A 23,421-nucleotide genomic window follows, 5' to 3' on the forward strand; every position below is an offset into this window, starting at 1 on the left:
AGGGGGCGTCCACGCCTGGGAATCGGGGACCGCGCCGGGGACTCCTCAGGCGGAGAAACATGTGACATAGTACTGGCGTGACGAAGCGACTGACCTGCGATGTCGTGGTCGTCGGGGCCGGAGTAGTGGGCGCGGCCTGCGCGCTGTACGCCGCACGGGCCGGACTCGACGTACGGCTGGTGGACCGGGGCCCGGTGTCCGGCGGCACCACCGGCGCCGGCGAGGGCAACCTGCTCGTCTCCGACAAGGAACCGGGTCCGGAACTCGGACTCGCCCTGCTGTCGGCCCGGTTGTGGGCCGAGCTCGCCGAGGAGCACGGCGCCGCTCTCGAGTACGAGCCCAAGGGCGGCCTCGTGGTCGCCCCGACGCCCGGGACCCTGGCCGCGCTCCGGGAGTTCGCGGCGGGACAGGCCGGCGCCGGCGTCACCGCCGTACCGGTCGACGCCCGTCAACTGGCCGAGCTGGAACCGCACCTGGCGCCCGGCATGACCGGCGGGGTGCACTACCCGCAGGACGCGCAGGTCATGCCCGCGCTGGCCGCCGCCCACCTGGCCCGCGCGTCCGGCGCCGCCCTGCACACCGGCCGGACCGTGACCGGCGTGCTGCGCACGGCAGGCGGCACGGTGTACGGCGTCCGCACCGACCGGGGCGACATCCACGCCCCGGCGGTGGTGAACGCGGCCGGCACCTGGGGCGGCGAGGTCGCGGCGCTGGCCGGCGTCCGGCTGCCGGTGCTCCCGCGACGCGGCTTCGTGCTCGTCACCGAGCCGCTGCCGCGGATGGTGCGGCACAAGGTGTACGCCGCGGACTACGTGGCCGACGTGGCCAGCGACTCGGCCGCGCTGCGCACCTCGCCGGTCGTGGAGGGCACGGCCGCCGGTCCGGTGCTGATCGGCGCCACCCGCGAACGGGTGGGCTTCGACCGCTCGCTGTCGCTGCCCGCGGTACGGGCGCTGGCGGCCGGGGCGATCGGGCTGTTCCCGTTCCTGGAGCGGGTCCGCGCCCTGCGGACGTACGCGGGCTTCCGGCCGTACCTGCCCGACCACCTGCCGGCCGTCGGCGCCGACCCGCGGGCGCCCGGCCTGTTCCACGCCTGCGGGCACGAGGGCGCGGGCATCGGACTCGCGCCCGGCACCGGGTGGTTGGTCGCACAGGCGATCACCGGCAAGGCGCCCGGACTGGATCCCACACCGTTCCGGCCGGAGCGGTTCCACACCGAGGGAGGCGACGTCCGGTGAATCCGCTGGAGAAGACCCGCGCCCGGCCGGGCGCGGCCTGCACCGTCACCTTCGACGGCCGGCCCCTGACGGCGCTGCCGGGCCAGACGGTCGCGGCGGCCCTGTGGGCGGCGGGCGTGACGGCCTGGCGCAGCACGCGCGGCACCGGCCGGCCCCGCGGGGTGTTCTGCGGGATCGGGGTGTGCTTCGACTGCCTGGTGACCGTCAACGGCCGCCCCGGCCAACGGGCTTGTCTGGTGCCGGTGCGCCCGGGGGACGAGATCCGCACACAGGAGGGGACGGGCCGGGACGATGACTGAACGACCGCGACTCGCCGTCGTCGGCGCGGGCCCGGCCGGCCTCGCCGGGGCACTGGCGGCGGCCGCACGAGGCGTCCGGGTGCTGCTGGTCGACGCGGCCGAGCAGGCCGGCGGCCAGTTCTACCGGCAGCCCGCCCCCGCCCTCGGCGCCCGCCGGCCGCAGGCCCTGCACCACCAGTGGCGCACCTGGGAGCGGCTTCGGGACGCCCTGGACCGGCACCGCGAGGCCGGCCGTGTCACGCACCTGACCGACCATCACGTGTGGTGCGTGGAGCGGGACTCCGCCTCCGGAACGTTCTGTGTGCACGCCCTGCTCGGCCCCGCGCAGGAGGAGGGCGTCACCGTCCGCGCCGACGCCGTCCTGCTCGCCACCGGCGGGTACGAACAGGTGCTGCCCTTCCCGGGCTGGACACTGCCCGGGGTCGTCACGGCCGGCGGCGCGCAGGCCATGCTCAAGGGCGGCCTGGTGCTGCCCGGCCGGACGGCCGTGGTCGCCGGGACCGGGCCGCTGCTGCTGCCGGTGGCCACCGGGCTCGCCGCGGCCGGTGCCCGGGTCGCCGCGCTGGTCGAGTCCGCCGGACCGGCCGCGCTGCTGCGCCGGGCGCCCGCCCTGGCCGCGCAGCCCGGCAAACTCGCCGAGGGCGCCGGATACGCGGCCCGGCTGCTGCGGCACGGGGTGCGCACACTGGCCCGGCACACCGTCGTGGCGGCGCACGGCACCGACCGGGTGGAGGCGGTGACGGTGGCCGCGCTCGACCGGGACGGCGGCCTCCGGCCCGGCAGCGCCCGCCGCATCGCCTGCGACACCCTCGCCGTCGGCCACGGCATGCTGCCGCACACCGACCTCGCCGAGACCCTCGGCTGCACCCTGTCCGGCTCCGCCGTACAGGTCGACGAGGAGCAGCGCACCGACGTGCCCGGTGTCTGGGCAGCCGGGGAGGCCACCGGGGTCGGCGGCGCGGCGCTCGCGCTCGCCGAGGGGCACATCGCCGGGCGCTCGGCCGCCGCCCGGCTGCACGGCACCGCCCCCGACCCGCGCCGCTGGGCCGCCGCCGCCCGGGCCCGGACCCGGCTGCGGGAGTTCGCCACGGCCCTGGACGCGGTGTACACCCCGCCGGCGGGCTGGGCGGACCGGGTCCCGGACGACACGGTGGTGTGCCGCTGCGAGGAGGTCACCGCCGGGCAGGTGCGCGCGTCCGCCGGCACGCTGGGCGCCGGCGACCTGCGCACCGTGAAGCTGCTCACCCGGGCAGGGATGGGCTGGTGCCAGGGGAGGATGTGCGCGCCCGCGGTGGCCGGCCTGACCGGCTGCCCGCTCACCCCCGGCCGACGGCCGTTCGCCCGGCCGGTACCGCTCGGGGTCCTGGCCACCCTGCCGGACCGGACGGGGACCGCCCTGCCGGACTGACTCAGCCCCGCCGAACCGGACCGAGTACACCCTGCCGGACCGGACCGAGCCCGCCCCGCCGGAAACGGACTGACTCCACCCCGCCGGACCGAACCGGGTCCGCCCCGCCGGAGAGTGACAGGCCGGCCCTGCCAGAGCAGAGTCCGGCCCCCCGCGCGTCAGTAACATGTCACACCCTACTGATTGGGAGAGCCCCATGACCGACCCGCAGCACCGCCCCTGGCGCGGCATCCTCGTCGCCACCGCCCTCCCGCTGCGCGACGACCTCTCGGTCGACCATGACCGCTACGCCGAGCACTGCGCCTGGCTCGTCGCGAACGGCTGCGACGGAGTCGTACCGAACGGCTCGCTCGGCGAGTACCAGGTGCTCACCCCCGAGGAGCGGGCCCGGGTGGTGGAGACCGCCGTGGCCGCGGTCGGCGGGGAGCGCGTGATGCCGGGCGTCTCCGCGTACGGCTCGGCGGAGGCCCGGCGCTGGGCCGAGCAGGCGGGCGAGGCGGGCTGTGCCTCGGTGATGCTGCTGCCGCCCAACGCCTACCGTGCCGACGAGCGCTCGGTGCTCGCCCACTACGCGGAGGTCGCGCGGGCGGGCCTGCCCGTGGTGGCGTACAACAACCCGATCGACACCAAGGTCGACCTGGTGCCCGAGCTCCTCGCCCGGCTGCACGGCGAGGGGCTCGTGCAGGCCGTCAAGGAGTTCTCCGGTGACGTCCGCCGCGCCTACCGCATCGCCGAACTCGCCCCCGACCTGGACCTGCTGATCGGCGCCGACGACGTGACCCTGGAGCTGGCGGTGGCCGGCGCCAAGGGCTGGGTGGCCGGCTACCCCAACGCCCTCCCGCGCGCCTCGGCGGAGCTGTACCGCGCCGCGCTCGCCGGGGACCTCACCACCGCGCTCCCGCTGTACCGGCAGCTGCACCCGCTGCTGCGCTGGGACTCCCGGACGGAGTTCGTCCAGGCGATCAAACTCTCCATGGACGTCGTCGGACGGTACGGCGGCCCGGTGCGCCCGCCGCGGGCCCCGCTGCCGCCCGAGCAGGAGGCCGCGGTCCGCGCGGCCACCGAGAAGGCCGTCGCCGCCGGCCTCGCGTAAGGAGCCTCCCCATGCGCAGCAAGCTCGTCCTGCACGCCGTCGACTCGCACACCGAGGGCATGCCGACCCGCGTGATCACCGGCGGGATCGGCACCGTCCCGGGGGCGACCATGAACGAGCGGCGGCTGTGGTTCCGCGAACACCGCGACGCCGTCAAGCAGTTGCTGATGAACGAGCCGCGCGGCCACTCCGCGATGAGCGGCGCGATCCTGCAGCCGCCGACCCGCCCCGACTGCGACTGGGGCGTCCTCTACATCGAGGTCTCCGGCTATCTGCCGATGTGCGGGCACGGCACGATCGGGGTGGCCACGGTGCTGGTGGAGACCGGCATGGTGGAGGTCACCGAGCCGGTGACCACCATCCGGCTCGATACCCCGGCGGGACTCGTGGTCGCCGAGGTCGCGGTGGAGAACGGCGCCGCCCGGAACGTGACGCTCAGGAACGTGCCGTCGTTCGCGGCCGGCCTGGACCGCGAGATCACCCTGCCGGACGGCCGTACCGTCACCTACGACCTGGCCTACGGCGGCAACTTCTACGCGATCCTGCCGCTGGAGGCGTTCGGGCTGCCCTTCGACCGCGCCCGCAAGGACGACATCCTGGCGGCCGGCCTGTCGCTGATGGCTGCGATCAACGCGCAGGCGGAGCCGGTGCACCCCGAGGACCCGTCGATCCGGGGCTGCCACCACGTCCACCTGTACGCGCCCGGCGCCACGGCCCGGCACTCCCGGCACGCCATGGTCATCCACCCGGGCTGGTTCGACCGCTCCCCGTGCGGCACGGGCACCAGCGCGCGCATGGCGCAGCTGCACGCGCGCGGTGAACTCCCGCTGCACACCGAGTTCGTCAACGAGTCCTTCATCGGCACCCGGTTCACCGGCCGGCTGCTGGGGGCCACGGAGGTCGCCGGGGTGCCGGCCGTGCTGCCCAGCTTCACCGGCCGCGCCTGGATCACGGGCACCGCACAGTACCTGCTGGACCCGACCGACCCCTTCCCGGAGGGGTTCGTCCTCTAGCGTCCTCTACACTCACCCCGGTGATGCGTGACATGGCACAGAACACCCGGGACACCGAGATGCCCGCGCTCCCCCGGCTGGGCGGCCGGCGGAGCAGCTACCGCGAGCGGGTCGCGGACGCCCTGCGCGCCGCGCTGATCGCGGGCGAGCTGCGGCCCGGCGAGGTCTACTCGGCGCCCTCGCTGGCCACCCGGTTCGGCGTCTCGGCGACACCGGTGCGGGAGGCCATGCTCGACCTGGCCAAGGAGGGGCTGGTCGACACCGTGCCCAACAAGGGCTTCCGGGTCACCGTCGTCTCCGACCGGCAGCTGGACGAGTACACGCACATCCGGGCGCTGATCGAGATCCCCACCGTGGTGGCGCTGGCCCGCACGGCCGACCGTGTCTCGCTGGAGGCGCTGCGCCCGGCTGCCCGCGAGATCGTCACCGCGGCGGTGGCGGGCGACCTGATCGCCTACGTCGAGGCCGACACCCGCTTCCACCTCGGTCTGCTCGCCCTGGCCGGCAACGCCCACCTGGTCGAGGTCGTGGCCGACCTGCGCAAGCGCTCGCGTCTGTACGGGCTGACCGCGCTGGTGGAGGCGGGCCGGCTGCTCGCCTCCGCCGAGGAGCACCTGGAGTTGCTGGACGCCCTGCTGGAGCGCGACGAGAAGGCCGTGCACGCGATCATGACCCGGCATCTCGGGCACGTGCGCAGCCTCTGGGCGGCGACGGACTGACCGCGGCCACCCGCGGGACCCGCACGGGAGGCGCCGGACATCTCACGGCGCCGGGGCCCCACCACGACGCATTTTTCATGCTCGGGCGGCCCCTACGGGACAAAAAACGGCGATTTTGCGCCAGAACGGCGCATCCCCGACCATGGCCCCGTCCCGGCGATCCCGGGAACGTCAGTTCCATGAGAGGCGCACGACCCATGCACAGCACCGGAACCGTCCCGGCTCCGGCCCCCGCGGAGATCCCCGCGGAGACCGCCACGACCCCCGGCGGGGACCCGCACGGCGACACCGGCAGGCATGCCCGCCGGTTCGGGCTGCCCGTCGCCACCGCGCTGGTCATGGGCAACATCATCGGCGGCGGCATCTTCCTGCTCCCCGCCTCCATCGCCCCGTACGGCACCGTCAGCCTGGTCGCCTTCGTGGTGCTGACCGTCGGCGCCATCGCGCTCGCCCTGGTCTTCGGCCGGCTCGCCGCACGCGACCCGCGCACCGGCGGTCCCTACGTCTACGCCCGGGAGGCGTTCGGCGACTTCGCGGGATTCCTCGCGGCCTGGTCGTACTGGATCACCACCTGGGTGTCGAACGCCGCGCTCGCCGTCGCCGCCGTCGGCTACCTCGACGTGCTGATCCCGGTGAACGGCCACCGCTGGACCGCCTGTCTGGCCGCGCTGGTCCTGCAGTGGCTGCCCGCCCTCGCCAACTTCGCCGGCACCCGGTACGTGGGCGCGGTCCAGCTGGTCTCCACGGTGCTGAAGTTCGTGCCGCTGCTGCTCGTCGCGGTCGGGGGACTGTTCTTCTTCGACCCCGACCGGCTGGGGCCGTTCAACACGAGCGGCCACGGCGCGATCGGCGCGGTGTCCGCCTCCGCCGCCCTGCTGCTCTTCTCCTACCTCGGGGTGGAGTCCGCCGCGGTCAGCGCGGGTGAGGTCAGGAACGCCCGGCGCAACGTGGGGCGCGCGACCGTCATCGGCACCGCGGGCGCGGCGCTGGTGTACCTGCTGGGCACGCTGTCGGTGTTCGGCACGGTCGCGCACGACCGCCTGGTCACCTCCACCGCGCCGTTCTCGGACGCCGTGAACACGATGTTCGGGGGCAGCTGGGGCGGTACGGCCGTGGCGCTCGCCGCCCTGGTGTCGATGACCGGCTGCCTCAACGGCTGGACCCTGCTGAGCGCCCAGACGCCGTACGCGGCGGCCCGCGACGGCCTGTTCCCGAGCGCCTTCACGCGCCGTCGGCGGGGCGTGCCCACGGTCGGGGTCGGCGTGACGGTCGTCCTCGCCTCGCTGCTCACCGCCTACAACTACTTCTCGGGCTCGGGCAAGGTCTTCGAGGTCCTGGTCCTGGTCACCACGTTCACCGCGACCGTGCCGTACCTGCTGGCCGCGGCCGCGCAGATCTTCCACCTGATGGCCGGCCGGTCCGAGGCGGTCGACCGGGGCCGGCTGGTGCGGGACTCCGTGATCAGCGCGGTGGCCGCCGCCTTCACGCTCTGGCTGATGGCGGGCGCCGGCTACGCGGCGGTCTACCAGGGCGTGCTGTTCCTGTTCGCCGGGGTCCTCGTGTACGCGGTGATGGCGGCCCGCCGGCAGCGGAAGCAGGCGCGCTGACGGGCTGAGGGGGTCTCAGCATCCGGCCACCGGCGAGTGATCTGGGTCACATACCGCCGGTGGCGCCGCCTCCGGTTTTCGCGCGTGAACGCGCCGTCACCGGGCCCGCACCGTCCGGCACCTCGCCGCCACGCCCCGCCGGGCCCCCGTCACCTCCGTCCGGACGGGACCGAAATCGGTCTCATTACCGTCCCTTTACGCGGAGTTGACGCATTTCACGGATGCAATCAAGTGGAGCCTTGAACTCCTCTTGTGTCCCTTGTGAACGAGATCACCCCCGCCCTAGGGTCCGCTGCGATCCGTCGAACTGATCTTCACGAGGGGGGACTTGTGCGCAGATCAGCACTCCCGGCCGGAGCAGCGCCCGGGATATGGACGGCGGTCGTCGCCGCCGTGACGACCGTGGCGCTCGGGGCGGTACCGGCCCATGCCGCCACCCCGCCGAGCGCGCCCGCCGCGGCCGGAACGGCCGCAACGGCCAACGGCCCGGTCGACCCGCCGCTGTACGACGAGACCGCCGACGGCGGCTCGGTCCGCGTGAACGTCGTCACGGGCAACCGCACCGACCTGTCGAGCGCGGCGGCCGCCGGCGAGACGGTCCAGTCCTTCACCACCCTGCCGGTCGTCACCCTGAAGGTGACCAGGAGCGGCCTGGACAAGCTGGCCGCCCAGCCGGGCGTGGTCAGCGTCACCGAGGACACCCCGGTGCGGCCGTCCCTGGACCAGAGCGTCCCCCTCATCGGCGGTGACATCGCCGCCGCCAAGGGCCTGACCGGCGCGGGCAGCGCGATCGCCGTCCTGGACACCGGCGTCGCCACCAACCACCCGTTCCTCAAGGGCCGGATCGTCTCCGAGGCGTGCTTCTCGCCGATCGACGCCGACTACTCGGCCACCAGCCTGTGCCCCAACGGCACCGCGCAGCAGGAGGGAACCGGCACCGCCGACTCCGGGAGCGGGCCGTGCGCGACTCTCGCCGACTGCGACCACGGCACCCATGTGGCGGGCATCGCCGCGGGCAACGGCAAGGGCCTCACCGGCGGCCCCAAGTCCGGTGTCGCGCCCGGCGCCGGCATCGTCGCCATCCAGGTCTTCAGCAAGTTCGCTTCCGAGGACTTCTGCGGTCCCGGAGCCGCGCCCTGCGTGCTCAGCTTCACCAGCGCCCAGCTGGCCGCGCTGGAGAAGGTACGGCAGCTCAAGCTGGCCGGCACGCCCATCGTCGCGGCAAACCTCAGTCTCGGCGGCGGCCGGTACGCCACCGCCTGCGAGAACGACCCGCGCAAGCTGGCCATCGACAACCTGTTCGACGCCGGTGTCACCACCGTCGTCGCGGCCGGGAACAACGGGTACGGCGACGCGGTCAGCGCCCCGGCCTGTGTCTCCTCCGCCCTCGCGGTCGGCTCCACCACCGACGACGACCAGCTGTCCTCCTTCACCAACCGGGGCCCGCTGCTGGACGTGTTCGCGCCCGGCACCGGCATCGTCTCCTCTGTCCCGGGCGGCGGCTACGCCTCCAAGAACGGCACCTCCATGGCCGCCCCGCACGTGAGCGGCGCCCTCGCCGTCCTCCGGCAGGCGTTCCCCGACAAGAGCACCGCGTCCCTGGAATCGCTGCTGAAGGCGACCGGGAAGTCGATCTCGTACACCGGCGCCACCACCCCGCGCATCGACCTCGGCAAGGCGGTCGGCACGACGCAGCCCGACCCGGTCACCGCGCCGCGCCCGACGAAGATCCTCAACGACACCGACTTCGCCGTCCCCGACCCCGGAACGGTCGAGTCGCCGATCACCGTGGCCGGGATCCCCGGCAGCGCGCCGAAGGCCTTGCAGGTCTCCGTGGAGCTGACGCACGAGTGGCTGGGCGATGTGAAGATCGACCTGATCGCCCCGGACGGCAGGACCTACCCGCTCAAGGCGACCAGCGCCTCGGAGTCCGGCGGCACCCTCGCCAGGACCTACCCCGTCGACGCGAGCGCCTCCCCGGCCAACGGCACCTGGAAGCTCCGGGCCGAGGACAGGTCCACGGGCGCGGCCGGCACCCTCAAGGGCTGGTCGCTGACCTTCCCCACCCCGTTCGCGAAGAGCGGCTCCTTCGCCGTCCCCGACCCGGGCACCCTCACCTCCGACATCACCGTGTCCGGCATGTCCGGCAAGGCGTCCGGCGCGTTGCAGGTGGCCGTCGAACTCACCCACGAGTGGCTCGGCGAGGTCAGGATCGACCTGGTCGCGCCGGACGGCAGGAGCTACCCGCTCAAGGCGACCAACGGCACCGACCCCGGTGGCACCCTGGCGAGGACGTACACGGTCGACGCGAGCGCCTCCACCGCCGACGGCACCTGGAAGCTGCTGGTCGAGGACCGGTCGGCGGGCGGTGTCGGCGCCCTCAAGAGCTGGTCGCTGACCTTCCCGTCGTACCGGAACGAGACCACCTACGCCCTGCCCGACCCGGGGACCGTCACGTCGCCGATCACGGTCGCCGGCCTCTCCGGCAGCGCGCCGAAGGCGCTGCAGGTGTCGGTGGGCGTCACCCACGAGTGGTTGGGTGACGTGAAGATCGACCTGATCGCCCCGGACGGCAGGACCTACCCGCTCAAGGCGACCAGCGCCTCGGAGTCCGGCGGCACCCTCACCAGGACCTACCCCGTCGACGCGAGCGCCTCCCCGGCCAACGGCACCTGGAAGCTCCAGGTCGCGGACGGGTACGCGGACGGCATCGGCACCCTGGACACCTGGTCGCTGACGTTCTGACCCGTCCCCACGCCCGCGGCCCCCGGCAGCACCTGCCGGGGGCCGCGGGCGTGTCCGCGCGGACGCGGCCCCCTCAGTCGTCCCCGGACGCGGTCCGCGGAGGCGTGCTGTGCACCCCGGTGCGGTACTTGGGGATCCGGAGCGTGATCTTCATCCCGGCTGCGACGCCGGTCTCGATCACCAGCCCGTGGTCGTCGCCGTAGACCTGGCGCAGCCGCTCGTCCACATTGCGCAGCCCGATGCCCGCCGAGGGGCCGTCCCCGCCGCGCAGGATCCGGCGGAGCCGGTCCGGTTCCATGCCGACGCCGTTGTCCTCGATGACGATCCGGGCCGTCGCCCCCTCGTCCTGCGCGGTGATGGCGATACGGCTGCGCTCGACGCTCTCCTCCAGCCCGTGCTTGACGGCGTTCTCCACCAGGGGCTGCAGGCACAGGAAGGGCACCGCCACGGGCAGCACCTCCGGGGCGATCTGCAAGGTGACCTGCAGCCGCTGTCCGAACCGGGCGCGGACCAGTTCGAGGAACTGCTCGATGGAGCGCAACTCCTCGGCCAGGGTGGTGAACTCACCGTGCCGGCGGAACGAGTAGCGGGTGAAGTCGGCGAACTCCAGCAGCAGATCGCGCGCCCGCTCGGGGTCGGTGCGGACGAACGAGGCGATCGCGGCGAGGGAGTTGTAGACGAAGTGCGGGGAGATCTGCGCGCGCAGCGCCCGGATCTCCGCCTCGATCAGACCTCGGCGGGCGCGGTCGAGTTCGGCGAGTTCGAGCTGGACGGAGACCCAGCGCGCCACCTCCTCGGTGGCCCGGACCGCGGACGCCGACTCGCCGGCGCCCAGTACGACGAGGGCGCCCAGCACCCGCCCGTCGACGGTGAGCGGCGCGACGGCGCCCCGGCGCACGGGACAGTCCGGGTCCGGGCAGCGGACGGTGAAGGTCTGGGTACGGCCGCTCCCCAGGACGTGCCGGGCCCGCTCCAGGGCGGTGTCCGCGTGGTGCCGGCCCGGTCCGTCCCAGGCCAGCAGCCGGTCCTCGGCGGTGAGACCGAGCGCGGCCGTGCCGAACAGCGGCCGCAGCCGTCGTACCGCCTTGCGGGCCGCCTCCTCGGTGAGTCCGGCGCGCAGCGGGGGCGCGGCCGCGGACGCGGTGTGCAGGGTGCGGAAGGTGGCGCGTTCCACGGGGCTGCCGTGGTCCGTGCCGTCCCGGTCGGTCCGGCGGCCCAGGAGGCGGCCCGCGGTCAGGCCCGCGGCGAACACCACGGGCGTCGCGGCGGCGAGGAGGGCGAGCCCGTTCACGCGCGGGCGCCGTCGGCGGGCCGGCGGGTCGTCATGGGGTGGTCGCTCCTCGGCGGATGGCGGACGCGCCCTGGCCCGGCGGGCGTTCGGGCAGGTGGAGGCGGGCCATGGCGGCCTCGGTGCCGGCCGGGATCCGGTCCCGGGTGGCCAGGGAGACCAGGATCATCGTCAGGAAGCCGAGCGGTACGGACCACACAGCCGGCCAGGCGAGCAGGGTGTGCGCCCAGCCGTCGGTGAGGGGCCCGGCGATGGTCAGGGCGACCGCGGTGAGGGCGCTGCCGCCGCCGGCGAGCAGCCCCGCGATCGCGCCGGGCGCGGTGAGGCCGCGCCACCAGATGCCGAGCAGCAGCAGCGGGCAGAAGGAGGAGGCGGCCACCGCGAAGGCGAGGCCGACGGCGTTGGCGACGGGCAGGTTGCCGGCGGCCACGCTCACCGTGACGGGTACGGCGACCGCCAGGAGCGTGGCCAGCCGGAAGTGGCGGACGCCGAGCGAGGGCAGCACGTCCTGGCTGAGCACGCCCGCGACGGACAGGGTGAGCCCGGAGGCGGTGGACAGGAAGGCGGCACAGGCGCCGGCGGCGATCAGGGCACCGAGCAGATCGCCGCCCGCGCCGCCGACGAGACGTTCGGGCAGGACCAGCACGGCGGCGTCCGTGGTGCCGGTGAGCAGCAGGTCGGGAGCGTAGATCCGGCCGAGGAGGCCGTACAGCGGCGGCAGCAGGTAGAAGCCGCCGACCAGGGCGAGCACGATCACGGTGGTGCGCCGGGCGGCGCGGCCGTCGGGGTTGGTGTAGAAGCGGACGAGGACGTGGGGCAGCCCCATGGTGCCCAGGAAGGTGGCGAAGATCAGCCCGTACGTCGTGTACAGCGGGTGATCGTCCCTGCCGCCGGACAGCGGCGCCGCCCAGCTGGAGGCTCCGGCCCGCCGGCCGTCGTCCGGCTCCCGCCCGGGCACCGGGGTGCCCGGCGTGAACCGGAGGCTCGTACCGGCCCGGACCTCGTGCACCCCGGGGTCCAGCAGCAGCCGGTCGTGATCGTGCCCCCGGCCGTCCACGGCGCCGGTCACGACGGCCCGCAGCGGTGCCTCGATCCGGATGCGGACGGTGGTCTCGACGGTGACCTGGGTGTGCCGGCGGAAGGTGGGCGGCTCCTCCAGGGCGTCGGCGGGGCGCGGGTCGCCGTGCCAGGCCAGGAGGAGGAAGACGGCGGGCACCAGGAGCGCGGTCAGCTTCAGGCAGTACTGGAAGGCCTGGACGAAGGTGATGCCGCGCATGCCGCCGGCGGCCACGGCCAGCGTGACGACGACGGCGACGAGCACCCCGCCGAGCCAGCGCGGCGCGCCGGTGACCAGGCCGAGGGTGAGGCCCGCGCCCTGGAGCTGGGGCAGCAGATAGAGCCAGCCGACACCGACGACGAGCACGCTGGCGACGCGCCGGGCGGCCCGGGACTCCAGCCGCGAGTCGGCGAAGTCGGGCAGCGTGTAGGCCCCGGAGCGGCGCAGCGGGGCGGCGACGAACACCAGCAGGACGAGATGGCCGGCGGCGTAGCCGACGGGGAACCAGAGCATCTCCACGCCCTGGGCGGCGACGAGTCCGGCGATGCCGAGGAACGAGGCCGCCGAGAGGTACTCGCCGCTGATGGCCATGGCGTTGAGGTACGGCGGAACGGTGCGGGAGGCGACGTAGAAGTCGGAGGTGGTGCGGGAGATGCGCAGCCCCGTCGAGCCGATCACCAGGGTCACGACGACCGCCGCCGACACGGCCACGATGCCGTACGTCTGGTTCACCCGGCGGCTCCGGGTGCGCGGCCGGACGGGTACGGCTGGACGTCGCTCACCGTCAGGCTCCTTCGGCGCGGTCCGCGCCGTCCCGTTCGTTGCGCTCGGCGCGTACGACGTACCACCGGCCGATGACGACGAGCGCCGGGTAGGCGGCGACCCCGAGGACGGCCCACACGACCAGGGCGCCGCCCGGCCGCACCGCCGGGTCCGGCAGGGCAGTGAAGGCGAGGGGCAGCAGTCCGAGCAGGACGACGAGCATCGCGAACGCCTGGAGTCCCAGCCGGAGTTGGCGGCGCATCAGGACGCGGAGCGCGAGGGAGTCGACGGCGGGGCCGGGATGCGCGGACCCGTGCCCTCCCCGAGCCGCGCGGGCCGCACGCGCAACCCCCGTGACCACTTCACGTCGAGGAGCCCCAGGTGCACTCATGCCGCGTCCTCCGACCGCGATGATCACACTTCGCAGTGGAGTGTACGCATCAGGAAAACAAAGCGACAGGTTGCGAGCCGGGGTACCCGACGGAGCCGGACGGTGTGGTACCGGATGGCCACCTCAAGGGTGACGGGGGCGGGGCACCGTGAGCCTCGGTCCGGCTGCCCGCGACCGACCGTGCGTGCCGTGCCGGCCGGTACATGGTGCACTCGGGGTATGGGCCACGTCCGGATCGACCCCGCAGACGGCATGTCCGAGCCGCGCCCGGAGCTGATCACGTTCGGTCACGGCACTGCCGACCGGACCACGCTGGCCGAGCTTCTGCGGGGAGCCGGCATCGCCGCCGTCGTGGACGTCCGGACCGCGCCCGGCAGCCGCCGGAATCCCGACCTGGCACGTCAGCGGCTGACCCGGTGGCTGCCCGCGGAGCGGATCGCCTACCGGTGGGAGCAGCGGCTGGGCGGCTGGCGCAAGCCGTCGCCGGACTCGCCCGACACGGTCTGGCGCAACGAGTCCTTCCGGGGCTACGCCGCTCACACGCGCAGCCCGGAGTTCATCACCGCGATGGACGTCCTGATGCGGCAGGCAGGCGAGGAGCGCACCGCGGTGATGTGCAGCGAGGCGGTGTGGTGGCGCTGCCACCGGCGCCTGATCGCCGACTTCGCCGTCCTGGCCCGCGGCGCGCTCGTCCTGCACCTGATGCACGACGGACGCCTCATGACGCACACCCCGACACCGGGCGCGCGCCTCCGCCGTGACGGCCTCGTCGTCTACGACGTTGGTCCCCGGCCGGCGGAATGAGCAGAGCTACGGCCGGCTCGGGCATCACCTCGGGCGGGGCACACGGGGCCTGTCGACTCGCCGGCCGGCAGGGCCGGGGCGGCCCGGCCCGGGGCGTCGACGGGATCGGCATCCATCGGATCAGTGCGGGCCGTGCCATGAGACGGTCACGTTGAGGTGACAGCCCGCCTGGCCTTTCGTGATCACGGCTCCGGCCGACACCGACAGGTCCACGCCGAACTCGATCACGATGGTGTCGGGACGGGCCTTGCGCAGTTGTTCCAGGGCGGCGCTCGCCGCCTCCGCGACCGGTTCGAGCGCCTCCTGGAGCGTCGCCGGCAGCTCGTGCACGGCCTCGCCGATCCGGCCGGCCCGCACCGGACCCTCGTGCACGGCCGGGGCCTCGACCAGGAAGGAGCCCCCGCCCTCCAGCGGAATCCGAGTGAGGGATGCCACGGTGCCTCCTCCGTTTGCCGTCCCGCCCAGCGTCACCCGGACCGGGCAGGAACCGCATCACGGCATAGGCCGTACGTACGAGGCGCCGCGGGCCTCCGGCGCGTTCCGCTCCGGGTGCGGGCCGGTCCCCGAGCGGCCCCATCGGACCCGGGCGGTCCTCCCCATCGGACCCAGGCGGCCCCAGAAACAGTCCAGGGGCCGTCTCAGATTCCTCTGAAACGGCCCCTGACCTGAAACTTCTCACGTCGGGACGACAGGATTTGAACCTGCGACCCCTTGACCCCCAGTCAAGTGCGCTACCAAGCTGCGCCACGTCCCGTTGCGGGCTCACGCGGGTGTTCCGCGTGATCACGCAGGTCAACCCTACCGCACGCGGGCGGGTGCCCGGGTCGGGGCCGGGGCGGGGTCGGTGGGGACCGGGTGGGCGGGGCGGCGCACCGGGACGAGGAGGGCGGCGCCGGCCGCGGCGAGGCACAGCAGGGCGAGCAGGGCCCAGCCGTGGGTGTAGCCGGAGGCGTACGGCAGGCCCGAGGGCTGGAGCCGGCCGGTGACCAGGACGCTGGTGACCGCGGCGCCGATCGAGCCGCCGATGGTGCGGATGTTGGCGTTCATACCGGTCGCGGCGCCGGTCTGCTCCGCCGGCACGCTGCGCACGATGAGGTTGGCCATGGAGGCGAAGGCGAGTCCGATGCCGAGGCCGAACAGGCCCGCGACGACGGCGATCTGCCACTGCGCGTCGTGCCACAGGGTGAGGAAGCCGCAGGCCACCGCGCCGAGGGCGGCACCCGTGGTGAGCAACGCCTTCGCGCCGACGCGGGGTTCCAGGCGGCCGGACAGGACGCCGGAGAGGAACATCGCGACCAGCATCGGCAGCATGAGCAGGCCGGAGGCGGTGACGCTGGCGCCGAAGCCGTAGCCGGCCGCGGACGGGGTCTGGACGAAGCCCGGCAGGAAGGACCAGATCGAGTACATGCCGGCGCCGAACAGCAGGGCGGCCGCGTTGGTCGTCCACACCGGGGGCTGCCGCAGCACCCGCAGGTCGATGAGCGGGCTGCGCGAGCGGGCCTCGGCCGCCAGCCACACCGCGAACAGGACGACGGCGGCGGCGAACAGGCCGAGCACCTTCGCCGAGCCCCAGCCCCACCGGCCGGCCTGGCTGAGCGGCAGCAGCAGGGCGACCAGCCAGCCGGAGAGCAGTACGGCACCGCCCCAACTGACTTTGCCCTCGGCCCTCTTGGGCGACTCGGGAACGTAGCGCAGGGCGATCAGGACCGTCGCGGCGACGATTGCGACCGGGATCCAGAACAGCCAGCGGTAGTCGAGCGCGGACACGATCGGACCGGCGGCCACCATGCCGACGCCGCCGCCGGCGGCGATCACGGCGGAGAGGTTGCTGATGCTCCCGCTGACCTCGCCGGGGGCGAACTCGTCCCGGATGATGCCGAAGGAGAGCGGGAACAGGGCGCCGCCGACGCCCTGGACGACCCGGGCGACGATCAGTACGCCGATGGTCGGGGCCAGCGCGGCGATGAGACAGCCCGCGAGGACGGTCACCAGGACGGCCACGAGGGTGCGTTTCTTGCCGGCGAGGTCGCCGACCCGGCCGAGGATCGGGGTGAAGACGGAGGCGGACAGCAGGTAGGCCGTCATCACCCAGGTCGCGGTGGACTGCGAGGCGTGCAGGGCGTGCTGGACGGTCGGCAGGGCCGGCGCGATCAGCGACTGCAGCATGGAGAACACGCCGGCACCGGTCGCGAGGACCGTGAAGGTGAGGCGGGTGGACGCGCGGGGCATGAAAAGGCCTCTCCCGAATCAGGGATGCGGTGGATCGAGTACGTGGGGGCACGGTCGTACGGGCCGTGCCGGGGAGGGCGGGGCCGGCCGGGCGGGCCGCGTCCGGCCACGGCGGAGCCGACCCCGCGCTGTTAAAGTGGAGGTACGCCTCCACTGTAGCGGAGGTGACCCTCCGCTTCAATCGATTCCCCTCCCGGGAGGCAGCAGTGACGGCCACGCCGTTCCCCGTCAGCGAGATCGTGGCGGCCCGCAGACCGCACCGTAAGGACGCCGCCCGCAACTACGACGCCCTGCTCGGCGCGGCCCGCGAGGCGTTCGCGGAACATGGGGCGGACGCCTCGCTGGAGGACATCGCCCGCCGCGCCGGCGTCGGCATCGGCACGCTGTACCGGAACTTCCCGACCCGCCGCGACCTGTTCGAGAGCGTCTACGCCGACGAGGTCAACGCGCTGTGCCGGGCGGCCGTCGAGCTGGCCGGCCAGGAGCCGTGGCAGGCGCTGACGGGCTGGCTGGACCGGTTCGCCGGGTACATGGTCACCAAGCGGGCCGTCCGCGAGGCCCTCGACGGCCAGTCGGACATCTTCCAGTCCTGCCGCGACTCCATGTACGCGGCCGGCGGCCCGCTGCTGGAGCGGGCCCAGCGGGCCGGTGTCGCCCGCACGGACATGGAGTTCGGCGATCTGCTGCGGATGGTCGCCGGGATCACGGCCACGGCCTTCGAGAACGACGCCCAGCGCGACCGGGTCCTGGCGATCGCCCTGGACGGCGTCCGCACCACCCGCTGACCAGCCCGATACGGGTCCGGTGAGACCTGGGCACGGCTTGGCCGGGGGGCACGCCGGTCATAGCCGCACCCAGGCCCCGCCTGCCCCGCCCGCGCACAGCCCCCGCCGGTCAGGCCCCCGCCCTCCGCCCGCACTCCCCCGCCGGCTACTTGATCAGCGCGTTCGCCGCCACCACGAGCAGTCCCAGCAGGGCGTCGCCCAGCCCCATCAGGACGGCGACCGGCCAGGTGCGGGCCGACCAGCGGGCGGTGATCAGGCCCAGGACGAACAGGATCGCGATGTTGAGGGCGAACGCCGCGAACTCGACGCCTTTGGCGGGCCACCACCCCAAGCGCGCGCCCCCCAGCAGGAAGACCGTGGGCAGGACGGCCGTGACGAGCGGCCACTCGTTGCGCAGGGCGAACACCATGTCCCAGCGGTGGTGCGGACCGCGCTCGGCGACGTAGTGGGCGTAGCCGTGGGCGAGGGCGGAGGCGCACGCGGTCACCAGCACCCACGCGGCGTCGTAGCCGCGGACCTCGGCGGAGGTGTGCCCGTACTGGGTGAGCGCCGCGACCATCGAGCTGGCGAGGACGGCGCCGTACACCCCGCCGAAGAGGACGACCTCGCGCGTGCCCTGGTGCCGGGACGGTGCCGTGCCGACGTCCGTGGAGTCAGCCATGTCCCCACGATCACGCGCGCCGGGCGCCTCCGCCACCGCGCGGCCCGACGAAGTGTCCTGCGACCAGGCCCGATGCCCCACACCCTGTCGACGGCGGCGCGGCGCGCACGCCGACTAGGGTCGGCGGCATGACGCCCAGCTTCGCGCTCCACATCCCCGAGGCCGACCTCGAACCCGAGCCCCTGGACCCGGAACAGATCGTCTCCGGGAACCCGGAGGTCACCGGGAAGGTGGTCTGGGAGTCGGCGGACGGCCGGCAGATCCGCGGGATCTGGCAGATCACCCCGGGCGTGGTCACCGACACCGAGGCGGACGAACTGTTCGTGGTGGTCAGCGGGTCGGCGACGATCGAGGTGGCGGACGGACCGACGCTGACGGTGGGGCCCGGTGACATGGCCGTGCTGCGCGCGGGCGACCGTACGACCTGGACGGTGCACGAGACCCTGCGCAAGGCGTACGCCATCAGCCTGTGACACCGGCCGCGGGCGGGCCCGTCGTACCGCGGATCTCCAGCGCCGGCACGGCCAGGTGTACGCGCCCCTCCTGCTCCGGCCGCCCGAAGCGGTCCAGCAGGCAGCGGGCGGCGTGCCGGCCCACCTCGTGGGGTGAGGTGTCGACGGTGGTCAGCCAGAGGTGCCGCAGCCGGGAGACGCTGGTGTTGTCGTACCCGGCCACCGACAGGTCGTGGGGCACCCGCAGGCCCAGCTCACCGGCCGCCGACAGCGCGCCCACCGCGGCCATGTCGTTGACGGCGAAGAGCGCCGTGGGCGGTTCGGGGCGGCTGAGCAGGCGCACGGTCCCGCGGTAGCCGCCCTCCTCGGTCAGGTCGCCGGGTTCGACCAGCGGCTCGGCGCCGTGCGCCCGCATCGACGCCTCGAAGCCCTGCCGGCGCAGTGCGCCGACGGCGCCGTGGCCCGCGAGGTGCGCGATCCGGCGGTGGCCGAGTCCGAGCAGGTGCTCGGTGGCGAGCCGGGCGCCCCGCTCGTCGTCGCCGGCGACGACGTCGACGCCCGGCGGCTGTGCCTCGCGCGCGCCCGCGACGACCACCGGCATCCGCCGCGCGAGCGCCCCGAGGCCGCCCGCGTCCGGCACCGTGCCGACCACCACCAGGCCGTCGACGCCGAGGTCCAGGAAGGGTTCGGCGAGGTCGTGGCCGACGCGCCGGTTGAGGCGGGCGTCGGCGAGGAGCATGCGCAGGCCGGCCGCGTGCAGCGGGGCGTTGAGCCCGTCGAGCAGGTCCACGAACCAGGGATTGCGCAGGTCGTCGAGGAGGACGCCGACGGTGCGGGTGCGCTGTTCGCTCAGACTGCGGGCCGCCGCGTTCGGCCGGTAGCCCAGCTCGCGCACGGCCCGCAGGACCGCGTCCCGCTTCTCCGGGCGTACCTGGCCGGAGCCGCGCAGCACCAGCGAGACCAGCGACTTCGACACGCCGGCCCGTTCGGCCACGTCCCGGATCGTCGGTGCTCTCATGGCATGGACCGTTCCATGCGGCGGGCCACGCTGTCAAAGGGTTGACACGCTGGTCATGTCCGAACAAAGGTGGCCTGGATCGCATGTGGACCGGTCCAAAAGAGGGAGGCTGTCATGGCGGACGCGCTCGGGGTCGCCGTCGTCGGGTTCGGCTGGATGGGCCGGGTGCACACCCAGGCGTACGCCCGCCTCCCGCACCACTATCCCCGGCTGCCGTTGCGGCCCCGGTTGATCACGGTCGCCGAGGAGGTGCCGGGGCGGGCCGAGGAGGCCGCCGAGCGGTTCGGTTTCGCCTCGGCGACCCGCGACTGGCGGGAGGTGGCGGCCGATCCGCGCGTGCAGGCGGTGAGCGTCACCGCGCCGAACTTCCTGCACCGGGAGATCGGCGTGGCGATGGCCCAGGCCGGCAAGCACCTGTGGATCGAGAAGCCGGTGGGCCTGACCGCCGGGGACGCCCGGGCGGTCGCCGACGCGGTCGCCGCGGCCGGCGTCCAGGGCGCGGTGGGCTTCAACTATCGCAACGCGCCCGCCGTGGAGGCCGCCCGCGAACTGATCGTGTCCGGCGAGCTCGGCGCGGTCACGCACGTCCGCATCCGCCTCTTCAGCGACTACGCGGCTCACCCGGACTCCGCGCTGACCTGGCGGTACGAGCGTGCGCGGGGCGGCAGCGGGGTGCTCGGCGACCTGGCCTCGCACGGCGCCGACCTGGCCCGCTTCCTGCTCGGCGACATCGCCTCGCTCACCGCCGACACGGCGGTGTTCGTGCCGGAGCGGGCCCGTCCGAGCGCTGCGACGGCCGGCCACGCCCTGGCCTCGGGCGGCGAGCCGGGCCCGGTCGAGAACGAGGACTACGTCGGCTGCCTGCTGCGCTTCGCCTCCGGCGCCCGCGGGGTCCTAGAGGCCTGCCGGGTCTCGGTCGGCGAGCAGAACAGCTACGGCTTCGAGGTGCACGGCACCCGGGGCGCGGTGTTCTGGGACTTCCGCCGGATGAACGAACTCCGGGTCAGCCGCGGTACGACGTACCAGGACCAGCCGGTGAGCACGGTGTACGTCGGCCCGGGCGCCGGCGAGTTCGCCGCGTTCCAGCCGGGCGCGGCCAACGCCATGGGCTACGACGACCTGAAGGTTATCGAGGCCTACCGCTTCGTCCGCTCCATCGCCGAGGGCACCCCGTACGGCACCACCCTCGCGGACGCGGTGCACAGCGCGACCGTGCTGGACGCCATGGCGGAGTCGGCGCGGAGCGGCCGGTGGGTCAGCCTGGAGGCATGTTGTACGGGGTGACCACCTGGATCGCCGACGGCAGCACCGGCCCGGCGGGCGGCAGCGCGCCGTGGAAGCGCATCACCTCGTGACAGGCCTCGCGCAGATCGTGCCGCAGGTCGTGGTGGAGCACGGCGGACAGGCGGTGTTCGCGCAGCAGGCGGGTGTTGTCCTGGTCCAGGTCGTGCGCGACGAAGACCGCGCAGTCCCGGCCGAGGTCGGCGAAGGCCCGCAGGGTGGCGTTGTTGCCGCCTCCGATGGAGTACACCGCCCGGATCTCCGGGTCGCGGTCCAGGGCGGCGCGCACCAGGTCGTACTGGGTGGTGTCCAGGCCCTGTCCCTCGGTGATCTCCACCAGCGTCCGCTGCGGCTGCCGGGCCCGCATCACGCTGCGGAACCCCATCTCGCGCTCCTCCTCGTTGCGGAAGAAGCCGCTGCTGAGGCTGGTGAGGACGTTGCCGGGCCGGTCGCCGAGCCACTGGCCCATCAGGTAGGCGGCGGTCGCGCCCGCCGCGCGGTTGTCGATGCCGACGTAGCCGACGCGGCCGCTGGCGGGCAGGTCGGTGACGAGGGTGACGACCGGGATCCCGGCGGCGGTGAGCCGGCCGACCGCCGCGGTGACCTCGGGGACGTCCGGCGCCTTGAGGATCACGCCCTGCGAGCCGCGCCGGGCGATCCGGTCCAGCGTGCCGACCAGCTCCCGGACCGGTCCGGTCTCGCGGAAGTGGAAGCGGGAGCGGACCACCGCCGGGTGCAGCGCGGGCAGTTCGGCCTCCAGCGCGGCGCGTACGGCGGTGGTGAACCGCTCGGGCGCCTGCGCCACGATGTCGACCATGAAGGTACGGCCGACCAGCCGGACCTGGGTGCGCTGCCGGTCGAGGTCGGCGATGGCCCGGCGCACCTCCCGCGCGGTGCTCTCCCGCACTCCTCCCCTGCCGTTCAGCACACGGTCCACGGTGGCCTCGCTCAGACCGGCCTGACGTGCGATCTCCCGGATCGGGAACGGGTGGCCCATGGACCGGCTCCTTGAGGGGTTTTTGATGGCTGCCTGCTGGTTGTCCGAGGGGTTTGTACTGACAAGAATGACAGGGCCGGGCCGCCTCCGGGACCGGAACCCCGTCCCCGTGACCTGCAAGCCCTTCCCGTGACCGAAAGAGGGACACCGATGTCCGTCGCCGCCGTGCCGGGCCGCGCCCGGCTCTCCGAGCAGGACTGCGACCTCGGCGCGTTGCGCGCCCTGGTGGAGCGGACCACGGATCCGGCCGGGTACCTGCACGCCGCGTCGGTCGTGGACGGCGTCCTGGCTGGACCGCGACGGAGGGCGAGGACACCATCCAGCGCGCCTTCCACGGCGCCGGGGACGACCGGCGGGAGCAGGCCGCGGCCCGGCTGCCGACGGGCAGGCTCGGCCGGCCGGACGAAATCGCCGACTTCGTGGTCTTCCCGCTGTCCGACCGGTCCGGCGTGGTCACCGGATCGGTGATCGACTGGGACCAGAACGTTCTGGGCGGACTCGACTGACCTTCCCCGCAGCCCATCCGCACCCTAGGAGCACCATGCGTATCGGAATCCTCGGCCTCGGCCGCATCGGCGCCTTCCACGCCGAGACCCTCTCCGGCCTCGACGCCGTCGAGTCGCTCGTCGTCGCCGACCCGTTCGCGGAGGCGGCCAAGGCCGCCGCCGAGCGGTTCGGTGCCGAGGTCGCGGACTCGCCCGAGGCCCTGCTGGCGGCCGGCGTGGACGGCCTCGTCGTCGCGGCGGCCACCGACGCCCATCCCGCCCTGATCCTGGCCGGTGTGGAGGCCGGCGTCCCGGTCTTCTGCGAGAAGCCCGTCGCCCGGACGATGGGCGAGGGGGTCGAGGTCCTCCAGGCCGTGCGGGGCAGCGACGTGCCGATCCAGATCGGCTACAACCGGCGCTTCGACGCGGGCTTCGTCGCCGCGCGGGCCGCCGTACGCTCCGGTGAGCTGGGCCCGCTGCACACGGTCCGCTCCACGACCCTGGACCCGGCGCCGCCGCCGGCCGGCTACATCGCCGCGTCCGGCGGTATCTTCCGGGACTGTTCCGTGCACGACTTCGACATCATCCGCTGGGTGACGGGCCGTGAGGTCACCGAGGTGTACGCGGTGGGCGGCAACCGGGGCGCCGACTACATCAAGGTGGCGGGCGACGCCGACACCACCGGCGCGATCCTGACCCTGGACGACGGCACCATCGCGGTGGTGTCCAACTCCCGCCACAACAAGCGTGGTTACGACGTGCGCATGGAACTCCACGGCTTCGCCGACTCCATCGCCGTCGGCCTGGACGACAAGCTGCCGCTGCGCTCGGTCGAGCCCGGCGTGACCTTCCCGTCCGGCACCCCGCACGACTTCTTCATGGACCGCTTCACCGACGCCTACCGCGCCGAACTGACCGCGTTCACCGAGGTCGTGGCCGGCACCCGGCCCTCCCCGTGCACCGTCGAGGACGCCCTGGAGGCCGGCTGGATCGCCGAGGCCTGCACGCTGTCCCTGCGCGAGCACCGGCCGGTGACGACGGCGGAGGTGCGGCAGGGCTGAGCCCCCGCGGCGCCGGGTGTCCGCCCGG

Annotated in this window: 21 protein-coding genes, 1 tRNA gene and 2 pseudogenes; 15 read left to right on the top strand and 9 right to left on the bottom strand. The window is 74.1% G+C overall.

The window, feature by feature from the left end; genetic code table 11:
• The first annotated feature begins 77 nt into the window (after window positions 1-77).
• The 8 genes from ABZ923_RS18120 (at window position 78) to ABZ923_RS18155 (ending at window position 10,122) form a co-directional block, all read left to right on the top strand.
• A complete protein-coding gene (locus tag ABZ923_RS18120) occupies window positions 78-1,238 on the top strand; it encodes an FAD-binding oxidoreductase (RefSeq protein WP_361472296.1) in 1,161 nt (386 codons plus the stop codon).
• Window positions 1,235-1,537 carry a (2Fe-2S)-binding protein gene (locus ABZ923_RS18125; RefSeq protein WP_361472299.1) on the top strand — a complete coding sequence of 101 codons (303 nt, stop codon included), beginning with the start codon at window positions 1,235-1,237 and terminating at the stop codon, window positions 1,535-1,537. Before ABZ923_RS18120 ends, ABZ923_RS18125 begins: the two co-directional genes overlap by 4 nt.
• Window positions 1,530-2,945 carry an FAD-dependent oxidoreductase gene (locus ABZ923_RS18130; RefSeq protein WP_361472302.1) on the top strand — a complete coding sequence of 472 codons (1,416 nt, stop codon included), beginning with the start codon at window positions 1,530-1,532 and terminating at the stop codon, window positions 2,943-2,945. Before ABZ923_RS18125 ends, ABZ923_RS18130 begins: the two co-directional genes overlap by 8 nt.
• A 196-nt stretch (window positions 2,946-3,141) precedes the next feature.
• Window positions 3,142-4,038 carry a dihydrodipicolinate synthase family protein gene (locus ABZ923_RS18135; RefSeq protein ID WP_361472305.1) on the top strand — a complete coding sequence of 299 codons (897 nt, stop codon included), beginning with the start codon at window positions 3,142-3,144 and terminating at the stop codon, window positions 4,036-4,038.
• 11 nt (window positions 4,039-4,049) lie between these two features.
• Window positions 4,050-5,051, top strand: coding sequence for a proline racemase family protein (locus ABZ923_RS18140; RefSeq protein ID WP_361472308.1), 1,002 nt, complete (start codon window positions 4,050-4,052; stop codon window positions 5,049-5,051).
• Between the two features lie 23 nt (window positions 5,052-5,074).
• On the top strand, window positions 5,075-5,770 hold the full coding sequence (locus ABZ923_RS18145; protein ID WP_361472311.1) for a GntR family transcriptional regulator: 696 nt from the start codon (window positions 5,075-5,077) through the stop codon (window positions 5,768-5,770).
• Window positions 5,771-5,967: 197 nt separating this feature from the next.
• Window positions 5,968-7,377, top strand: a complete 1,410-nt coding sequence (locus ABZ923_RS18150) for an amino acid permease (protein ID WP_361472314.1) — start codon at window positions 5,968-5,970, stop codon at window positions 7,375-7,377.
• A 330-nt stretch (window positions 7,378-7,707) separates the two neighbouring features.
• The gene (locus ABZ923_RS18155) at window positions 7,708-10,122 is read left to right on the top strand and encodes a proprotein convertase P-domain-containing protein (protein ID WP_361472317.1); all 2,415 of its coding nucleotides are present in this window, start codon (window positions 7,708-7,710) and stop codon (window positions 10,120-10,122) included.
• Between the two features lie 73 nt (window positions 10,123-10,195).
• On the opposite strand, the gene ABZ923_RS18160 is transcribed toward ABZ923_RS18155, so the two are convergent.
• The 3 genes from ABZ923_RS18160 to ABZ923_RS18170 are packed head-to-tail and all read right to left on the bottom strand — an operon-like array spanning window position 10,196 to window position 13,491.
• A complete protein-coding gene (locus tag ABZ923_RS18160) occupies window positions 10,196-11,413 on the bottom strand; it encodes a histidine kinase (protein WP_361472320.1) in 1,218 nt (405 codons plus the stop codon).
• Between the two features lie 31 nt (window positions 11,414-11,444).
• A complete protein-coding gene (locus tag ABZ923_RS18165; RefSeq protein ID WP_361472323.1) occupies window positions 11,445-13,199 on the bottom strand; it encodes a cation acetate symporter in 1,755 nt (584 codons plus the stop codon).
• Between the two features lie 52 nt (window positions 13,200-13,251).
• On the bottom strand, window positions 13,252-13,491 hold the full coding sequence (locus tag ABZ923_RS18170; RefSeq protein WP_361472326.1) for a hypothetical protein: 240 nt from the start codon (window positions 13,489-13,491) through the stop codon (window positions 13,252-13,254).
• 348 nt (window positions 13,492-13,839) lie between these two features.
• On the opposite strand from ABZ923_RS18170, the gene ABZ923_RS18175 reads away from it, so the two are divergent.
• On the top strand, window positions 13,840-14,424 hold the full coding sequence (locus tag ABZ923_RS18175; protein ID WP_361472329.1) for a DUF488 domain-containing protein: 585 nt from the start codon (window positions 13,840-13,842) through the stop codon (window positions 14,422-14,424).
• 120 nt (window positions 14,425-14,544) lie between these two features.
• Here the strand turns inward: ABZ923_RS18175 and ABZ923_RS18180 are convergent, their stop codons facing one another.
• The 3 genes from ABZ923_RS18180 to ABZ923_RS18190 form a co-directional block, all read right to left on the bottom strand.
• Entirely contained in the window at window positions 14,545-14,859 is a 315-nt protein-coding gene (locus ABZ923_RS18180; protein ID WP_361472332.1) for a CU044_2847 family protein, read from the bottom strand.
• Window positions 14,860-15,104: 245 nt separating this feature from the next.
• Window positions 15,105-15,178: transfer RNA gene (locus ABZ923_RS18185), tRNA-Pro, on the bottom strand.
• A gap of 44 nt (window positions 15,179-15,222) precedes the next feature.
• The gene (locus ABZ923_RS18190) at window positions 15,223-16,653 is read right to left on the bottom strand and encodes an MFS transporter (RefSeq protein ID WP_361472335.1); all 1,431 of its coding nucleotides are present in this window, start codon (window positions 16,651-16,653) and stop codon (window positions 15,223-15,225) included.
• A gap of 206 nt (window positions 16,654-16,859) precedes the next feature.
• On the opposite strand from ABZ923_RS18190, the gene ABZ923_RS18195 reads away from it, so the two are divergent.
• Window positions 16,860-17,438 (top strand): helix-turn-helix domain-containing protein, encoded by a 579-nt coding sequence (locus ABZ923_RS18195; protein ID WP_361472337.1) that lies wholly within the window; start codon window positions 16,860-16,862, stop codon window positions 17,436-17,438.
• A 145-nt stretch (window positions 17,439-17,583) separates the two neighbouring features.
• Here ABZ923_RS18195 and ABZ923_RS18200 read toward each other — a convergent pair whose 3' ends face one another.
• Window positions 17,584-18,099, bottom strand: a complete 516-nt coding sequence (locus tag ABZ923_RS18200) for a hypothetical protein (protein ID WP_361472340.1) — start codon at window positions 18,097-18,099, stop codon at window positions 17,584-17,586.
• 128 nt (window positions 18,100-18,227) lie between these two features.
• Between ABZ923_RS18200 and ABZ923_RS18205 the strand changes: the two genes are divergently transcribed.
• Entirely contained in the window at window positions 18,228-18,572 is a 345-nt protein-coding gene (locus tag ABZ923_RS18205; RefSeq protein WP_361472343.1) for a cupin domain-containing protein, read from the top strand.
• On the opposite strand, the gene ABZ923_RS18210 is transcribed toward ABZ923_RS18205, so the two are convergent.
• Window positions 18,562-19,569 (bottom strand): LacI family DNA-binding transcriptional regulator, encoded by a 1,008-nt coding sequence (locus ABZ923_RS18210; RefSeq protein ID WP_361472346.1) that lies wholly within the window; start codon window positions 19,567-19,569, stop codon window positions 18,562-18,564. The genes ABZ923_RS18205 and ABZ923_RS18210 overlap by 11 nt on opposite strands.
• Before the next feature lie 114 nt (window positions 19,570-19,683).
• Between ABZ923_RS18210 and ABZ923_RS18215 the strand changes: the two genes are divergently transcribed.
• The gene (locus ABZ923_RS18215; protein ID WP_361472349.1) at window positions 19,684-20,853 is read left to right on the top strand and encodes a Gfo/Idh/MocA family oxidoreductase; all 1,170 of its coding nucleotides are present in this window, start codon (window positions 19,684-19,686) and stop codon (window positions 20,851-20,853) included.
• On the opposite strand, the gene ABZ923_RS18220 is transcribed toward ABZ923_RS18215, so the two are convergent.
• The gene (locus tag ABZ923_RS18220; protein ID WP_361472352.1) at window positions 20,825-21,847 is read right to left on the bottom strand and encodes a LacI family DNA-binding transcriptional regulator; all 1,023 of its coding nucleotides are present in this window, start codon (window positions 21,845-21,847) and stop codon (window positions 20,825-20,827) included. The genes ABZ923_RS18215 and ABZ923_RS18220 overlap by 29 nt on opposite strands.
• Before the next feature lie 150 nt (window positions 21,848-21,997).
• Here ABZ923_RS18220 and ABZ923_RS18225 point away from each other — a divergent pair.
• The 3 genes and pseudogenes from ABZ923_RS18225 to ABZ923_RS18235 form a co-directional block, all read left to right on the top strand.
• Window positions 21,998-22,120: pseudogene (locus ABZ923_RS18225) on the top strand (phytanoyl-CoA dioxygenase); the annotation flags it as partial.
• A gap of 14 nt (window positions 22,121-22,134) precedes the next feature.
• Window positions 22,135-22,353, top strand: a pseudogene (locus ABZ923_RS18230) (SDR family oxidoreductase); the annotation flags it as partial.
• Between the two features lie 35 nt (window positions 22,354-22,388).
• Window positions 22,389-23,393: a Gfo/Idh/MocA family oxidoreductase gene (locus tag ABZ923_RS18235; RefSeq protein WP_361472354.1), complete on the top strand. Its 1,005-nt coding sequence runs from the start codon at window positions 22,389-22,391 to the stop codon at window positions 23,391-23,393.
• Window positions 23,394-23,421: the final 28 nt, after the last annotated feature.

The sequence above is a fragment of the Streptomyces sp. NPDC046881 genome (genome assembly GCF_040645015.1).
GTDB lineage: Bacteria > Actinomycetota > Actinomycetes > Streptomycetales > Streptomycetaceae > Streptomyces.

What these genes read in the sequence shown, in the direction of transcription:
- ABZ923_RS18130 (WP_361472302.1), top strand. Translation starts at nt 1,530, where the DNA reads ATGACTGAACGACCGCGACTCGCCGTCGTCGGCGCGGGCCCGGCCGGC.
- ABZ923_RS18135 (WP_361472305.1), top strand. Translation starts at nt 3,142, where the DNA reads ATGACCGACCCGCAGCACCGCCCCTGGCGCGGCATCCTCGTCGCCACC.
- ABZ923_RS18140 (WP_361472308.1), top strand. Translation starts at nt 4,050, where the DNA reads ATGCGCAGCAAGCTCGTCCTGCACGCCGTCGACTCGCACACCGAGGGC.
- ABZ923_RS18145 (WP_361472311.1), top strand. Translation starts at nt 5,075, where the DNA reads ATGCGTGACATGGCACAGAACACCCGGGACACCGAGATGCCCGCGCTC.
- ABZ923_RS18150 (WP_361472314.1), top strand. Translation starts at nt 5,968, where the DNA reads ATGCACAGCACCGGAACCGTCCCGGCTCCGGCCCCCGCGGAGATCCCC.
- ABZ923_RS18170 (WP_361472326.1), bottom strand. Translation starts at nt 13,491, where the DNA reads ATGCGCCGCCAACTCCGGCTGGGACTCCAGGCGTTCGCGATGCTCGTC.
- ABZ923_RS18175 (WP_361472329.1), top strand. Translation starts at nt 13,840, where the DNA reads ATGGGCCACGTCCGGATCGACCCCGCAGACGGCATGTCCGAGCCGCGC.
- ABZ923_RS18190 (WP_361472335.1), bottom strand. Translation starts at nt 16,653, where the DNA reads ATGCCCCGCGCGTCCACCCGCCTCACCTTCACGGTCCTCGCGACCGGT.
- ABZ923_RS18200 (WP_361472340.1), bottom strand. Translation starts at nt 18,099, where the DNA reads ATGGCTGACTCCACGGACGTCGGCACGGCACCGTCCCGGCACCAGGGC.
- ABZ923_RS18205 (WP_361472343.1), top strand. Translation starts at nt 18,228, where the DNA reads ATGACGCCCAGCTTCGCGCTCCACATCCCCGAGGCCGACCTCGAACCC.
- ABZ923_RS18210 (WP_361472346.1), bottom strand. Translation starts at nt 19,569, where the DNA reads ATGAGAGCACCGACGATCCGGGACGTGGCCGAACGGGCCGGCGTGTCG.
- ABZ923_RS18215 (WP_361472349.1), top strand. Translation starts at nt 19,684, where the DNA reads ATGGCGGACGCGCTCGGGGTCGCCGTCGTCGGGTTCGGCTGGATGGGC.
- ABZ923_RS18220 (WP_361472352.1), bottom strand. Translation starts at nt 21,847, where the DNA reads ATGGGCCACCCGTTCCCGATCCGGGAGATCGCACGTCAGGCCGGTCTG.
- ABZ923_RS18235 (WP_361472354.1), top strand. Translation starts at nt 22,389, where the DNA reads ATGCGTATCGGAATCCTCGGCCTCGGCCGCATCGGCGCCTTCCACGCC.